At 64.4% G+C, this 13,975-nt stretch carries 14 protein-coding genes and 1 tRNA gene; 8 read left to right on the top strand and 7 right to left on the bottom strand.

Translation table 11 applies throughout. The features are described from left to right. Positions 1–39: 39 nt before the first annotated feature. The 3 genes from secG to AC6LJW_RS18440 all read right to left on the bottom strand — a co-directional run bounded on the left by secG (position 40) and on the right by AC6LJW_RS18440 (position 2,419). On the bottom strand, positions 40–513 hold the full coding sequence (gene secG / locus AC6LJW_RS18450; protein ID WP_498087936.1) for a preprotein translocase subunit SecG: 474 nt from the start codon (positions 511–513) through the stop codon (positions 40–42). A gap of 21 nt (positions 514–534) precedes the next feature. After that, positions 535–1,281, bottom strand: coding sequence for a triose-phosphate isomerase (gene tpiA / locus AC6LJW_RS18445; protein WP_056321524.1), 747 nt, complete (start codon positions 1,279–1,281; stop codon positions 535–537). A gap of 160 nt (positions 1,282–1,441) precedes the next feature. After that, on the bottom strand, positions 1,442–2,419 hold the full coding sequence (locus tag AC6LJW_RS18440) for an NAD(P)H-quinone oxidoreductase (protein ID WP_056568506.1): 978 nt from the start codon (positions 2,417–2,419) through the stop codon (positions 1,442–1,444). Between the two features lie 166 nt (positions 2,420–2,585). Here AC6LJW_RS18440 and AC6LJW_RS18435 point away from each other — a divergent pair. The 8 genes from AC6LJW_RS18435 (at position 2,586) to AC6LJW_RS18400 (ending at position 9,721) form a co-directional block, all read left to right on the top strand. Continuing rightward, positions 2,586–2,673 (top strand) — tRNA-Ser (locus tag AC6LJW_RS18435). A 201-nt stretch (positions 2,674–2,874) separates the two neighbouring features. Continuing rightward, a complete protein-coding gene (locus AC6LJW_RS18430) occupies positions 2,875–3,684 on the top strand; it encodes a class I SAM-dependent methyltransferase (protein ID WP_056568508.1) in 810 nt (269 codons plus the stop codon). Continuing rightward, positions 3,681–4,046 carry a DMT family transporter gene (locus tag AC6LJW_RS18425; RefSeq protein WP_056568511.1) on the top strand — a complete coding sequence of 122 codons (366 nt, stop codon included), beginning with the start codon at positions 3,681–3,683 and terminating at the stop codon, positions 4,044–4,046. Before AC6LJW_RS18430 ends, AC6LJW_RS18425 begins: the two co-directional genes overlap by 4 nt. Before the next feature lie 36 nt (positions 4,047–4,082). Then, on the top strand, positions 4,083–4,739 hold the full coding sequence (locus tag AC6LJW_RS18420) for a glycosyltransferase family 2 protein (protein ID WP_200949452.1): 657 nt from the start codon (positions 4,083–4,085) through the stop codon (positions 4,737–4,739). Further along, the gene (locus tag AC6LJW_RS18415; RefSeq protein ID WP_056568516.1) at positions 4,736–5,068 is read left to right on the top strand and encodes a DUF2304 domain-containing protein; all 333 of its coding nucleotides are present in this window, start codon (positions 4,736–4,738) and stop codon (positions 5,066–5,068) included. Before AC6LJW_RS18420 ends, AC6LJW_RS18415 begins: the two co-directional genes overlap by 4 nt. Positions 5,069–5,077: 9 nt before the next feature. Further along, positions 5,078–7,123: a hypothetical protein gene (locus tag AC6LJW_RS18410; protein ID WP_498087935.1), complete on the top strand. Its 2,046-nt coding sequence runs from the start codon at positions 5,078–5,080 to the stop codon at positions 7,121–7,123. A 26-nt stretch (positions 7,124–7,149) separates the two neighbouring features. Continuing rightward, entirely contained in the window at positions 7,150–9,162 is a 2,013-nt protein-coding gene (locus AC6LJW_RS18405) for a hypothetical protein (protein ID WP_498087934.1), read from the top strand. Between the two features lie 121 nt (positions 9,163–9,283). Continuing rightward, a complete protein-coding gene (locus AC6LJW_RS18400) occupies positions 9,284–9,721 on the top strand; it encodes a universal stress protein (RefSeq protein ID WP_427985698.1) in 438 nt (145 codons plus the stop codon). 1 nt (position 9,722) lies between these two features. Here the strand turns inward: AC6LJW_RS18400 and AC6LJW_RS18395 are convergent, their stop codons facing one another. The 4 genes from AC6LJW_RS18395 to AC6LJW_RS18380 all read right to left on the bottom strand — a co-directional run. After that, on the bottom strand, positions 9,723–10,643 hold the full coding sequence (locus AC6LJW_RS18395; protein ID WP_498087933.1) for a hydroxymethylglutaryl-CoA lyase: 921 nt from the start codon (positions 10,641–10,643) through the stop codon (positions 9,723–9,725). 15 nt (positions 10,644–10,658) lie between these two features. Further along, positions 10,659–11,618, bottom strand: a complete 960-nt coding sequence (locus tag AC6LJW_RS18390) for a Bug family tripartite tricarboxylate transporter substrate binding protein (protein ID WP_056568530.1) — start codon at positions 11,616–11,618, stop codon at positions 10,659–10,661. A gap of 75 nt (positions 11,619–11,693) precedes the next feature. Beyond that, positions 11,694–12,902, bottom strand: a complete 1,209-nt coding sequence (locus tag AC6LJW_RS18385; protein ID WP_427985694.1) for a CaiB/BaiF CoA transferase family protein — start codon at positions 12,900–12,902, stop codon at positions 11,694–11,696. 170 nt (positions 12,903–13,072) lie between these two features. Beyond that, the coding region (locus AC6LJW_RS18380) for a LysR family transcriptional regulator (protein ID WP_498087932.1) at positions 13,073–13,975 on the bottom strand (903 nt) is incomplete at its 5' end.

Here is a 13,975-nt window from a genome sequence, read left to right as displayed (position 1 = left end):
AAAAAAGCCGGCTTACGCCGGCCTTTTTGCTGCTGCGCCTTACTTTGCCGGAGCGGCAGGTGCTTGCGCCGGCGTTTCGCCAGCCGGAGCAGCCGGGGCCGCCGGCACGGAGGCGTCGGGGGTGGCGGGAGCCGGAGCGGCAGGTACCGAGGACGCGCCCGGCACCGACGATGCACCCGGCGTGGCGGGCACGGAGGAACCCGGAGCCTGCGGGACCGAACGGTCGGCCGGGAAGCTTTGCATCACGCCGGAATCCACGGCGGGGCCGCTGGTGCCCTTATGGCTGACATAGGCCAGGCCGGCGGTGGAGGCAAAGAACACGACCGCGGCCCACTTGGTGGCGCGCGACAGGAAGTTGGCCGCGCCGGTGGCGCCGAACAGGCTACCCGACGAGCCGCTACCGAAAGCGGAGCCCATGTCGGCGCCTTTGCCCTGCTGAAGCAGGACCAGGACGATGATAGCCAGCGCCGAGATCACTTGGACGGCCAGCAGAATTTTGAGCATCAGGGGCATTACAGACTCCGGAACGGAAACTTAGATGGCGGCAATTCGCAAAAACTCTTCGGCCACGAGCGACGCGCCGCCGACCAGGGCTCCGTCGATATCAGTCATGGCGAACAAACTGGAGGCGTTGGCGGCTTTGACGCTGCCGCCGTACAACACCTGGACTTGCGCGGCGCCGAGCGCACGCAGGGCGGCGCGGATGGCGCCGTGGACTTCCTGGGCCTGCTCGGGCGAGGCCGTGCGGCCGGTGCCAATGGCCCAGACGGGTTCATAGGCAAGCACCATGCGGGAAACGGCATCGGCGCCCAACGCCAGCACGGGCTTGAGCTGCCGTTCGATCACCGCCAGCGTGTTGCCGGCTTCGCGGTCGGCAAGGGATTCACCCACGCAAACCACGGGGGTCAGGCCGGCGGCCAGCGCGGCCTGGGCCTTGGCAGCCACGATCTCGTCGGTTTCGCCGTGCAGCACGCGGCGTTCGGAGTGACCGGCCAGCGCCCAGCGGCAGCCGAATTCCTTCAGCATCGAACCGGAGACTTCACCCGTGTACGCGCCCTTGTCGTGCGCGCTGACATCTTGCGCGCCCCAGGACACGCTGCTGCCGGTCAGCGCCGAAGCGGCCTGCGCCAGGTAGGGAAACGGAACACAGATGCCGATTTCGCAGTGGCCCGCCGCATCCGCGGCACGAAGCTCGGTCAGCAACGCGGCGTTCTCGGCAAGGTTGCCGTGCATCTTCCAGTTGCCCAGCACGAGGCGGGCGCGGTTTTCGACTGAAGTCATGGCGAATTTGTCTGACGATTGGATGTGAGGTGGTGAACCTGCGGGCCCTGAAAGAGAGTCCTTGTGCAGCAACCGCCCACGGGCCTGCCTGGAAAAAATTCCAGGCGAAACCCGAGATTGTATCCTGTTGCGCGGCGATACGCCGAACGCCGCGCGTTTCTTACATTGTCAGGATGATTTTGCCGATATTTTCCCCGCCTTCCATCATGGCGTGCGCCTTGGAAGCTTCGGCCAGCGGGAACGTGGCGTGGACGATGGGCTTGATGGCCCCTTTTTCCAGCAGGGGCCAGGCCTGTTCGCGCAGGGCGCGGGCGATGGCGCCCTTGAAGGCGACCGGACGCGGACGCAGGGTGGAGCCGGTGATGGTCAGGCGGCGGCGCATGACCTGCGCGGTATCCACATTGGCGTGCGAACCGCCAAGCTGGGCAATGATGACGATACGGCCGTCGTCCGCCAAACACTGCATGTCGCGGGCGATGTAGTCGCCGGCCACCATGTCCAGGATCACGTCGACGCCGCGTCCGCCCGTGGCGTCCAGCACTTCCTTCACGAAATCCTGCGTCTTGTAGTTGATGCCCTTGTCGGCGCCCAGCGCCTCGACAGCGCGGGCGCGATCGTCGCTGCCGACCGTCGCATACACCTTGTGCCCCATCGCGCGGGCGAGCTGGATGGCCGTGGTGCCGATGCCGCTGGCGCCGCCATGGACCAGCAGCGCCTCGCCTTCGGACAGGCGGCCGCGGTCGAATACGTTGCTCCACACGGTGAAATAGGTTTCCGGCAAGCCGGCGGCCTCGATGTCGGACAAGCCTTTGGGAATGGGCAGGCATTGCGCCACGGGCGCGACGCAGTACTCGGCATAGCCGCCGCCCGCCACCAGGGCGCAAACCTTGTCGCCCACGGCAAAGCCGCTGCCGGCCACGTCGCCGCCGACGATTTCACCGGCCACTTCCAGGCCCGGCAGGTCGGACGCCCCGCGCGGCGGCGCGTAGTTGCCCTTGCGCTGGAACACATCGGGGCGGTTGATGCCCGCAGCGCTCACTTTGATCAGAACTTCGCCGGCGCCGGCCTCGGGCGTGGGGCGTTCCACGGGGACGAGGACTTCGGGGCCACCGGGGCGGGTAATTTCAACAGCGTGCATCGCGTGCCTCCTTTGCAGCAAATGGATTATTATTGCGCCCTTTGCGGCATATCGCGTTTCCGTTCTGGGCAGAATGTTTGCCTGGCGGCCGCAAAACCGCAAAACGTCAGCAAAAGCAGGACAGGCCAGCCGATAATGTCGGAGCCTTGCCTGAATGGCGACGACGGGAGGTGTGGCAGAGTGGTCGATTGCACCGGTCTTGAAAACCGGCAACGGGCAACCGTTCGTGAGTTCGAATCTCACCGCCTCCGCCAAAGCGTTTGTTGTAACGGATGTTCCGCGGGCTGCGGCCGCCGCAAGCCCCCTCGAGCGAATCGCTGCGCTCCTTGACGCATCAACCGGCGTGGGGCGGCCACTGACAGCATTGCCCGAACATCTGTCTTTCTCAAAAGTCGACTATTCCCATGCCTACAGTGCCTGCGTGCCCTCTGTGCCAAACCAGCTCCGCGTTCGAATTGGCCTATCACAAGGCAGGAATACCCATCTATCGCTGCCGGGGATGCGGCGCAGGCAAGGCTGAACCCGGCCAATTCGATGCCGCCACTTATTACGATTCCTCGTATTTCAATGGCGGCCGCGAGGACGGGTATTCAAATTACGTCCAGGCTAGCGAAGTGTTGCACGCACAGTTCAGGCAAGACATCGCGCTGCTGAAAAAGCTGGGTGCGGGCAGCGGCCGCCTCATTGAACTGGGCTGCGCCTACGGCTATTTTCTCGACGAGGCGAAGGCGTCGTCCTATGAGGTCGGCGGCGTCGAACTTTGTGAAGAGGCTGTCGAAAGCTGCAACGCCCGGGGACACGACAAGGTTTACCACGGCGAAGTATCCAAAGAGGCCTTGTCCCGCTTCACGGATGCCGACGTCGTGGTCCTGCTGGACGTTATCGAACATTTGCCCGATCCGGTCGCGTCGCTTGAAGCGGCTTCCGGCGCCCTCAAGCCGGGCGGACTGCTGCTCATGACGACGGGCGACTTCTCCTCCGCCGTCGCAAAAGCCACCGGCAGCAACTGGCGCCTCATGACGCCTCCTCAACACCTGTGGTTCTTCACGCCGAAGTCCCTGAAGGCGCTGTGCGACCGTCTGGGGCTCGACCTGGTTCATATGGACCATCCCTGGAAAAAGGTGCCGATTGGCCTGATCGTGTACCAGGTGCTCCGGTATGTTTCGCTGCGGCCGACGCTGCCTGCGTGGATGCACCGCATGGGAGTGCCGGTCAATCTGTTTGACGCGATGCGGCTCGTCTTCCGCAAGCGGGAGGCCGTGTGAAGGCGGTTCACATCCTGCTGGTCACGCTTTTCTCGGTGGGCATGGGCACCGGTCAGCTGCTGCTCAAGTTTTCCGCGCAGCGCCAATTGCCCAACGAACACCAAGGGCTGTTTGCACGCCTGCTCTCGCTGGCTTCGGATTGGCCATTCCTGCTCGGCGCGGCAAGCTACGGCGTCCTGCTGATTTTCTGGGTGTGGCTGCTGACGTTCATCCCGCTTTCGCGCGCTTATCCCTTCACCATCATCAGCCTGGCCGTTGCCTCGTTGGGCGGCTGGTATTTTTTTGGCGAAACGCTCACTCCCCGTTTTATCGCCGGCCTGGCAGTTATCGGAATCGGGCTGATCATCCTGGGGACGGAGTGAACCATGACATCAAATTGCGAAGACAACGTATGGGTCGTGATCGCGGCCTATAACGAAGGCAGCGTCATTGCCAACACGATTGCGGGGGTGCTGCCGTACGTCAGGAACGTCGTCGTGTGTGACGACTGTTCGTCGGATGCGACAGCGCAGGCGGCCCTGGACGCGGGCGCGCATGTCCTCTCGCATCCCATCAATCTCGGCCAGGGCGCCGCGCTGCAGACCGGAATCGCGTATGCCCTGCGGCAGCAGGCCCAATACATCATCACGTTTGATGCCGACGGCCAGCATGACGCCCGCGAAATCCTGCCCATGCTCGCCGCGCTGAAGGCGAGCGGAGTCGACGCCGTGCTGGGCAGCCGCTTTCTGGGCACCAAGACCAATATTCCGTTTTCACGCAGGCTCGTGCTGACCAGCGCCTTGCTGTACACACGCCTTACCGCGCGGATTCGCCTGACCGACGTGCACAACGGCTTTCGCGCACTGACCCGCAAATTCTGCGAAGAGTTCGAGTTCAAGCAAAACCGGATGGCACACGCGTCAGAGATTCTCGACCATATCGCGGCGCACAAGGTGCGCTTCATCGAGCACCCGGTAACCATCGTGTATACGGAATATTCCATCAGAAAGGGGCAACGAAGCTCCAATGCGATCCGCATCCTGATGGAATTGCTGATGGGGAGAGTCTCCAAATGATTTTCAGCATTTTGCTGACCGTCGTATTTCTTTTCATGGCGGTCTACAGCTTTGCCTTCATCCGGCCGACCTGGGTCTGCATCCTGCTTTGCCTCGGGTATCTGGTGGGAATCTACTTCGTCTGGAATCCGGAGATCACGTCGCGGATCGCGCATTTCTTCGGTATCGGCCGAGGCCTGGACTTCTTCATCATTCTGCTTCTGGTGGCGGTCATCAACGCGTTGATCCTGCTCGCGCGCCACATCAATACGCAACATCGGGCCATCACCAATCTCGCGCGTTACGTCGCGCTGCAGAATGCGCGCGCCGGCAGCAAACCGTTGGACTGAACAAACGCCATGGCAACCAAGCCCTCTGCGTGGCAACGTTTCACCGCGGGGCATTGGCTCGCACTGATTCTGACTGCAACGCTCATCTACCTGTCGTTGAACCTTGGGGCGTTGCAGCCGGAATATCGCGTCAGGATTTCGCCTGCCACATCGCAGGAAGGCAGCGTCACCGTGGCGCTGTACGGCAACGACTTCGATTCCTACCTATCCCGCGGAATCCTGACCGTCCCCGCAAGCGGCTGGCAAATCATCCGAGGCGCGGACTCGACGGTTCTGAGCGCGCAGGCGCCGGCCGCCCCCCTGGAAATCGTGGCGCGGAACACCCCGGTCAATCTGACGTTCGTGCATCACGCAAAAGGCGGTTCGGCCACGGTGGACAACGGCGCGGGCGATCAGCGCCTGATCTCCTTGCGCGCAGACCAGGAGACCTTGTCCACGTTGGTCATTGGCGGCGCGGGCTCGTCCTTCGCGGCCAGCGCAGAGGCGCCCCGCTTCGGCGTGACGACCCGGATCTTTGCCGCCATGGCGATTCTGATCCTGCTCACCGCCATTACCTGGCAGATGACGCGGCCTGCCCGTGCCGATGAAACGCCCCGGCCCCACCCGCGCCGGATCGAGATTGTGTTCAGCGCCCTGCCCTTTCTCATCACGTCGGGCGCCACGCTGATTGCCTTCCTGCCTGGCAACGTCAGCTATGACGGCTCTCTCCAGTGGGCCCAGGCGGCCGGACGGGGCGAGCTGTTTGAGCCGCTGGGCTATCCGACGACGTATCTGATGCGTGCATTCGCGTCGATGAGCAGCTCTCCGTTGCCGTTGATCGCGATCCAGGCAGTGCTGGCGGCGTTTGGCATGGCGCTGGTTCTGCGCGAATTGCGCCACCGGGGATTATCGTTTCCCGCCAATCTGGGCGTGGCAACGGTTCTTGCCATCACCCCGCAGTACTTCACGTTTTTCACCAACCTGGGCAAGGATCCGCTTTGCGTGACCGGCGTCCTGTTCTTTGTTTGGGCGGTGCTGAATCTGTTTCGCCAGCCAAGGAACGCATTGCCCTCGTGGGGCATGTTGACCGCGCTCGTCGTCTCAGGCCTGTTTGCGGGCCTGATGCGCAACAACGTCATGCCCATCATCCTGGTGGCACTGGCTGCCGCCCTGGCGTTGCTGTTCTGGCGTCGCCGCGCCTACCGGCTGATCGGCGCTGGCGTGGTCTTTCTCGTCGTCGCGCTGGTGATTCCGAAAAGCCTCGCGGCGCTGGCGGCACAGGAAGTGGAGCAATATCAGCGGCCGGCGGAACGGGTACGCATCCTGCCCAATGCCGACTTGCCGCTCGGCGTCTTCACCAATCTTTACCTATACCATTTGTTCAGCGCCGCCATGGCCAACGATATCGCCGTCACGGACGACGAGGCCAGGCCCTTTTTTGCGATCATTCCGCAAGAGAAGTGGAAGAACTACTCCTGCTACATGACGGATACGACCATGGCCAGTCTTGGCCAGAACATCCGCTTCACGCAGGACGAATACAACGCGCACCTGCAGGCGCATCAGCCGGCCATGGCGCAAACCGTGCTGCGCATCATTCGAGACAATCCAGCACTTCTCCTTGAACGGCAAGCCTGCATAACCCGTGTGCTGTGGCAGATCGGAGTGGGTGACCGCCCGTTCCAAGCCACCGCGATGCTCGGTTACGACGTCGTCGATAAGCGCTTCCCCCCCCTTGCCGGAGAAAGCCGGACGCCCTGGCCTTCGCTGCGCCAGCACATCCAGGATTACGCGCTGTGGGCAGAAAGCCCCGGCCGTTTCTGGTTCTTCTGGAAGCCGGCGCTGCCGTTGGCGTTCGGCCTGTTCATCGTCGGCTTGTATCTCGTGCGCACCCGAGACGTTGGCGTGATGGTTGTGGCCCTGCTGCCAGTACTGACCATCGTGCAATTGCTGCTCGTGATCCCGTTTCCCGCCTACCGATACGCCTACCCGGCGGTGTTGGTGATGATGCTACTAAGCGGCCTGGTGTTTTGCCGTTCAAACCCACCGGGCACGCGCACTAACGTACTGAAATAAGGAAGCACCGCGGCGTTATGCAGTTCATGAGCGCATTTTCGCGGCGGTATGCGCCGCCTTGGGTATGGCTGGCCAGTTTGTTGACCGCGACCCTACTGTTCCTGTCCCTCGACCTGGCTCAAGAACGGCCGGTCTATCAACTCAAAGTGGCGCCTGCCGCCGGCTACAGCGGATCACTCAAGGTCGTGTTCTACGGCTTGCGGATTGATGCGCTCCGCAAGGAAGACGCCATTTCAGTTCCCGCATCGGGATGGACGGAAATCCGCGCCCTCGACTCGGTCACGTTTAGCGCGGACGCAGATGCGCCGCCCCTGGTGATCAGAACGGCGGACGAGCCCATTCTCTTTGCCTTGCTTCGCTATCCCCAGCCCAGCGCGGCCGTCTTGAGCGATGGCGCGGGATACAAGGATCAGATCGAACTGCAAAGCGCCACGGAGTCGATCCTGCCCATCGAGGTCGGCGGCGCCAATTCGGTAGTGCCTTCCAACGCCACGCAAGCCCTTTACAGCTTGCCTGCCCGCGTCGGTATCTTCGCGCTGATCTTCCTGGCCACTTCCGCCATCGCCTTGCGTTTGATGACGGTCTCGGGCGCAGGACCAGCGAGCACGCCGAAACGCCGCGAGACGCTGTGGCTGGCATTTCCGCTTGCTCTGTCGACAGCGGCGACGCAGTTAAGCTACTACCCCGCAAATGTGGGGTACGACGCCGCCCTCCAATGGGTACAAGCGGCGATCGGCGGCGAGCTTTCCGAGCCGCTCGGCTATGCCGCGACTTACCTGATGCGCTTGTTCGCGCGAATCGACACCTCGCCCGCCTTGCTGGTCGCGGTGCAAGGAATACTCGCCGCGCTTGCGGTGGGGCTGATTTTGCGGGAACTGCGCTTTCGCGGCGTCCCGGCCTGTAGCGCGGCGGCAGCCGCACTTGTTCTGGCTTTCACGCCGCAATACCCTCTGTTTTTCACCAACCTTGGCAAAGATGCCATCAGCGCAGTCGCTGCCCTCTTTTTCAGCTGGGCACTCATGGCCGCCTTCCGTACGCCGCGCGGCGCGCGCGTTCCAGCGTTCTTGCTGACCTCGATCGTGTGCTCGGCCTTGGCCGCGGGCCTCATGCGCGGCAACGTCATGCCCGCCATCATGGTGGCGATGCTGTGCGTCCTGATCCTGCTGTACCGGCGCCACGCCAAGCGCGACGCAATCGTGACCGGCGTGGTCTTCATGGCGCTGGCCATCGCCATTCCCAACGCCCTGTCCATCCTGGCAAAGGCAGAACGCCGGGAGTTCCTTGCCGAGCGCGCCGTTGAAGACGTTTCGGAAAGGCCGCCGCGCCTCTTCGCCAATCTGTACATCTACCATCTCTTCGCCGCGTCGGTCGCCAGTGGCGTTCCCATCGACCCAGAGGATTCCGCCCTTTTCTATCAGCTGGCGCCCCGCGAAGCCTGGGCGGATTTCAATTGCCTGATGACGGATACGACGCAAACCTCGGTTTCGCGGAACATCCTGCTGGACCGGAATGCATATCTGACATTCCTGTGGAATCACCAACTCGATCTGGCCAAAGCGGTCGGCAGGATCCTCTGGGCGCACCCCAAGATTCTGCTGGACAGGCAACTATGCGTCACCAGAATGATCTGGCACATCGGCGTGGGCCAACTGCCATTCCAGACCACGGCCGCCCTGGGTATCGATGATCAGGAGCGCGGATTTCTGCCCCTCGCCGGCCCGCATCGAAGCCTGATTCCCGCGCTGACCGAAACCATCGAGCAGTACAAGTACCAGACCGAGACGGCGAGCTGGTTCTGGCTATTCTGGAAACCCGCCCTTCCCCTATGCGCCGGACTTTTCATCGTCTTGATGTTTGCGGCCCGGACGCGGGACGCCGGCGTCTTGATGGCGGCCGTTGCGCCCGTTGCGTCGGTTCTTCTGCTGCTCGTGGTGATACCGTTTCCCGCTTACCGCTACGCCTATCCCGCCGTGCTGATGATGATGCTGCTCAGCACGCTGGCATTCGCCCGGCCACGGGATGCGGCCGCTGGCGCATGACGCCTTACTCTCCGGGATGTCATGACGACGGAGCCCGGAGTAGGATGTAACCTGCCCGTGCCCGCTTCTTGACTCGTGGTTCCTTTAAAGAGGCGCCGCGGCTCATCTCCTGGAGGTTGCCATGTACAAGCACATTCTCATCCCCATCGACGGATCCAGCCTGGCTAATTCCGGCCTTGAACAGGGCCTTGCGCTCGCTCGCGAGCTAGGCGCCAGCGTCACGGTCCTGACGGTGTACAGCCCGTTCCAGATGCCCTCCATGGAATCCGTGCAGCTCGAAGGCGTGCGGGGCGTGTACGAGAACCAGGCGCGGGAGTTGGCCAGTTCCTATTTGTCTGAAGCCGCCGGCAAGGCCAGCACCGCGGGCGTGGCCTGCGTCACGGAGATGCGCGAGAGCGACTCGCCCTATCAGGTGATCGTCGACGTGGCCATGACGCGCAATTGCGATCTGATCGCCATGTCCTCGCACGGGCGCGGCGGCATGGCTGCCCTGCTGCTGGGCAGCCAGACGCAGAAGGTGCTGGCGCACACCACCCTGCCCGTCCTGGTGTATCGCTGACCTAAACGGCCGCCGCGTAAGTTCCGGGAATGCCGGCGGCGGCCACGCCGCTGCGCAGTGTTTCCTGCGGCAATGACTCGGCCAGCAGCGGCCGCGCCGCAAGCAGGCGGGTCAGGTCAACGCCCGTGCGATAACCCATGCTTTCCAGCATGAACACCAGATCCTCGGTGACGATGTTGCCCGACGCCCCCGGCGCAAACGGACAGCCGCCCAGCCCGCCCAGGCAGGAATCGAAGGCGCGGATGCCTTCGTCCAGCCCCGCCAGCGCATTGGCCAGGCCCAATCCCATTGTGTCGTGCAGATGCAGCTTGGTCAGCCGTGCGCCCACGACGTCCTGCGTGGCCCGCACCGCCTCGCGCACGCGCGCCGGATGCGCGTAGCCCACGGTGTCGGCCAGCGCGATTTCATCGGCGCCCACCCGCGCCACCGCTGCCGCAACCTCTGCCACACGCCGCACCGGAACCTCGCCTTCCATCGAACACCCGAACGCCGTGGCGACGGCGGCGTCGATGCGCATCGGCCGCGCCTGCGCGCGCACCCAGTCGATGATGGCGGCCAGCATCTCGACCTGCGCGTCAGTGCCCTTGCCCACGTTGGCGCGGCTGTGCGTGTCGCTGACCGACACGGGAAACGCCAGCACGTGCGCCCCGGCCTCGTAGGCGGCAATGGCGCCCTTCAGGTTGCAGGCCAGCGCGCACACCGTCAGCCCGTCGATCTTCAGGACCTCGGGCAGGATGTCGCCCGTGTCCGCCATCTGCGGCACGAGCCGCGGCGAGACGAAGCTGCCGACTTCGATCTCGCGCAGGCCGGCATCGGCCAACTGGCGAATCCAGCGCAGCTTGTCGGCGCCCGCCATCATGCCCTTGGCCATCTGCAGCCCGTCGCGCGGCCCGACTTCGCAAAGCCTGACTTCCTGGTTCATGTGTGTTCCCGTGTCTTATTGCTGGATGACGATGCCGGCGCTCTTGATGGTCTGTTGCGCCTTGCCAATGTCCGACTGGATCAGCGCGGCAAACTGAGCGCTGGATATCGGATCGGTCTCAAGGCCCTGCGACGCCAGTGCGTCCTTGACGTCCTGGCGCGCCAGCAGCTTGTTGAAGTCGCTGTTCAGGCGCGTGACGATGGCGTCGGGCGTCTTGGCCGGGGCCAGCACGCCGTAGTAGGTCACCACGCTGAAATCCTTGTATCCCAGCTCCGCCACGGTCGGCACGTCGGGCAAGGCCGGATTGCGCTTGGGCGAGGTCACCGCCAGCGCGCGCACCTTGCCCGACTTGATCAGCGTGGCGGCCGACGAGATCGACGAGCCCGCGAACTGCAGATGGCCGCCCATCAGGTCGGCCAGCGCCGGCGCCGAGCCTTTGTATGGCACATGCTGCATCTTGAAGCCGGCTTCGTGCTGCAGCATCTCCATCGCCATGTGCACGCCCCCGCCGGTGCCCGATGTGCCGTACGAAATCGTGTTGGGCTCCTTCTTGGCCGCCTCGATCACCTGAGGCAGCGTCTTGTAGGGCGAGGCCTCGGCCACGAGCAGCACCATCGGCGTCGTGGCCACCAGCGCCACCGGCGTCAGGTCCTTGACCGGGTCGTAGGCCACTTTCATCAGCAGCGGGATCAGCGTGACATTGTCGGATTGGCCGATGACCAGGTCATAGCCCTGCGCGGGCGAGCGCGCCGCTTCGGCCAGGCCCAGCGCGGTGCCGGCGCCGGGCTTGTTCTCGGGCACCACCGCCCAGCCGTTCAGTTCATGCAGCTTGGTGCTCATCAGCCGGCCGATGTAGTCGGTGCCGCCGCCCGGCGTGGACGGGATGATGATGCGGATGGGCTTGTTCGGATAGTCCTGCGCAGTGGCGGTACATGCGACGGCCAGTGCGGCCAGCGCAACGAGTTTGCGGATCATGGGTGTCTCCTCTTTGATGGATGTCTTGGCGGTCTGACGCCGCCTCGACAGAAATCGGGCGCTAACGCCCTGGCGTCATGCAATTACTCCCGCGGTGCGCAGGGCGTCGATGCGTGCGGCATCCAGGCCCAGGCCTTGAAGAATGGCGTGCGTCTGCGCGCCTTGGGTGGGCGGATCGAACCGCTTGCCCGCCTTGCGCCCATCGAACTCGATGGGCAATGCGGCCGCCGAGATCTCGCCGCCGTCCGGCAGCCGGGTCGGCAGCAGCGCGCCCCCCGCGTTCAGGTGCGCGTCGTCGAGCAGGTCGTGCGGCTGGCGGATCGGGCCATACGACAGGTTGGCTTCCTCAAGCGCGGCGCACAGCGCATCGGTCTTCCACTTCTTCAGAATTTGACCGACGCCCGGCACCAGCCACGAACGCGCGGCCTCGCGGTCGACGGCAGTGGCCAGACGCGGATCCGCGGCCCATTCGGGCGGCAGGAATTTCTGCGCGAAGTTGCGCCATTGCGCGTCGCCCACCACCGCGACGAACACGCGGCCGTCGGCCGTCTCGAAGACGTCGTACACACCCCATGGCGGCTTGCGCTCCGCGCCCATCGGTTTGGGCGCCGTACCCGTCAACTGGAATTGCGCGATGAACTGGGCGACCAGCAGCAGATTGTTTTCAAAGAGCCCGGACCGCACATGGCGTCCGCGGCCGGTGGCATGACGGTCGTGCAGCGCGGCCAGCGCGCCCACCACGCCGAACGTGCCGCCCAGGATGTCGTTGACCGACGCCGCCACCCGCTGCGGCGTGTCCGCGCCCCCGTTGATGTACGCCAGCCCGCCCATCATCTGCACCACTTCGTCCAGCGCCGTGCGGTGCTTGTAGGGACCGGACAGAAAGCCCTTGAGCGACACATAGATCAGCCCTGGATTCTCGGCCGACAGCGATTCGTAATCGAGCCCGTATTGGGCCAGGCTGCCGTCGCGGAAATTCTCGACGATCATGTCGGTCTGCAGCGCCAACTGGCGCACGACCGCCTGCCCCTCGGGCGACTTGAGGTCGATCGCGAGACTCTGCTTGTTGCGGTTGAAGACGGGAAAGTAGCCGCTGCCGGACCCCTTCAAGCGGCGCGTGCGATCGCCGTCAATCGGTTCGACCTTGATGACGTCGGCGCCCAAGTCCGCCAAAGACAGGCCGGCGGCCGGCCCCATGATCATGTGAGACAGTTCCAGGACCTTGATGCCGCGAAGAGGCAGTTCGGTGCTGTCCATGAAGGGTGAAGCCGGTGCTGCTGTCATCTGGGATTCCTCTTGCCTGCCTGTTCAATGGAAGCGCGGCGTCGGCCGGAAAATCTTGCCCGCCGCCAGCATGCCTGCATGATCGCGGGCAGGCGCCAATGGCGGGTAGCGGTCTTTCAGCATGGGGGCATTCTCGTTTCGGAACGTCCGGGTTAGCCCTGACGCGCGCTTCATTCCCCCAGCACGCCCAGATGCGCGAGCAGCGCACGCGCGGCCGGCGACAGCGCCTCCGGATCCCGCACCGCAACACACAGCGGCGTGCTGGACCACGGCCCTTCCAGCGGTATGAAGCGGATATCCAGGTGCGCCAGGCGCGGCTTCAAATAATGCGGCACCACCGCCACGCCCATGCCGCGCGACACCAGCAGGCAGATCGTTTCGTGCGAGCTGACGCGCGCGCTGATGCGGCGCGTCATGCCCGCCTCGCGCGCCGCCTGGTCGAACACGCTGCTGATGCCGTTGTCGCGGTTCAGCTCGATCTGCTCGAACGGCAGCAATTGCGCATAACCCAGCGTCTCGCGGTCGGCCAGCACGTGCCGGCCCGGCACCACTGCCGCCAGTTCGCAATGGCCAAAGGGAAACACCTGCAGCCCTTCATGCCCGAAATCGGAGCCGGCCGCCACGTCCGCCCGCCCTTCCAGCACGGCGCGAAACGCCGTCTGCGTCGTGTCCTCTTCCAGCGAGACATCGATTTGCGGATTCGCGCGCCGAAACGACTGGATCTGCGCCGGCAGGTCGCCCGACAAGGCGGCAAAACTGACCGCCAGCCGGATATGGCCGCGCACCCCGGTCGCAAATCCCGCCATGTCGCGGTGCATGCGATCCATGTCCTCCAGCACGCGGCGCACGTGTGCGGCCAGCGCATCGCCCGCCGGCGTGGGCTGCACGCCCTTCACGCCGCGCTCGAGCAGCGGCACGCCGAACGCGTCCTCCATTTCCGACATGCGCTTGCTGACGGCCGACGGCACGATGTTCTCGCGGGCGGCGGCGCGCGCAAGGCTGCCCTCCTCGAGCGCGGCCAGGAACAGGCGCAGGGAAACGGGGTCGATGTCGCGGGACGGCGGGCGATGCGC

Source organism: Achromobacter sp. 1012554356 (genome assembly GCF_059760815.1).
This window is presented reverse-complemented; position numbering and strand designations above follow the sequence as displayed.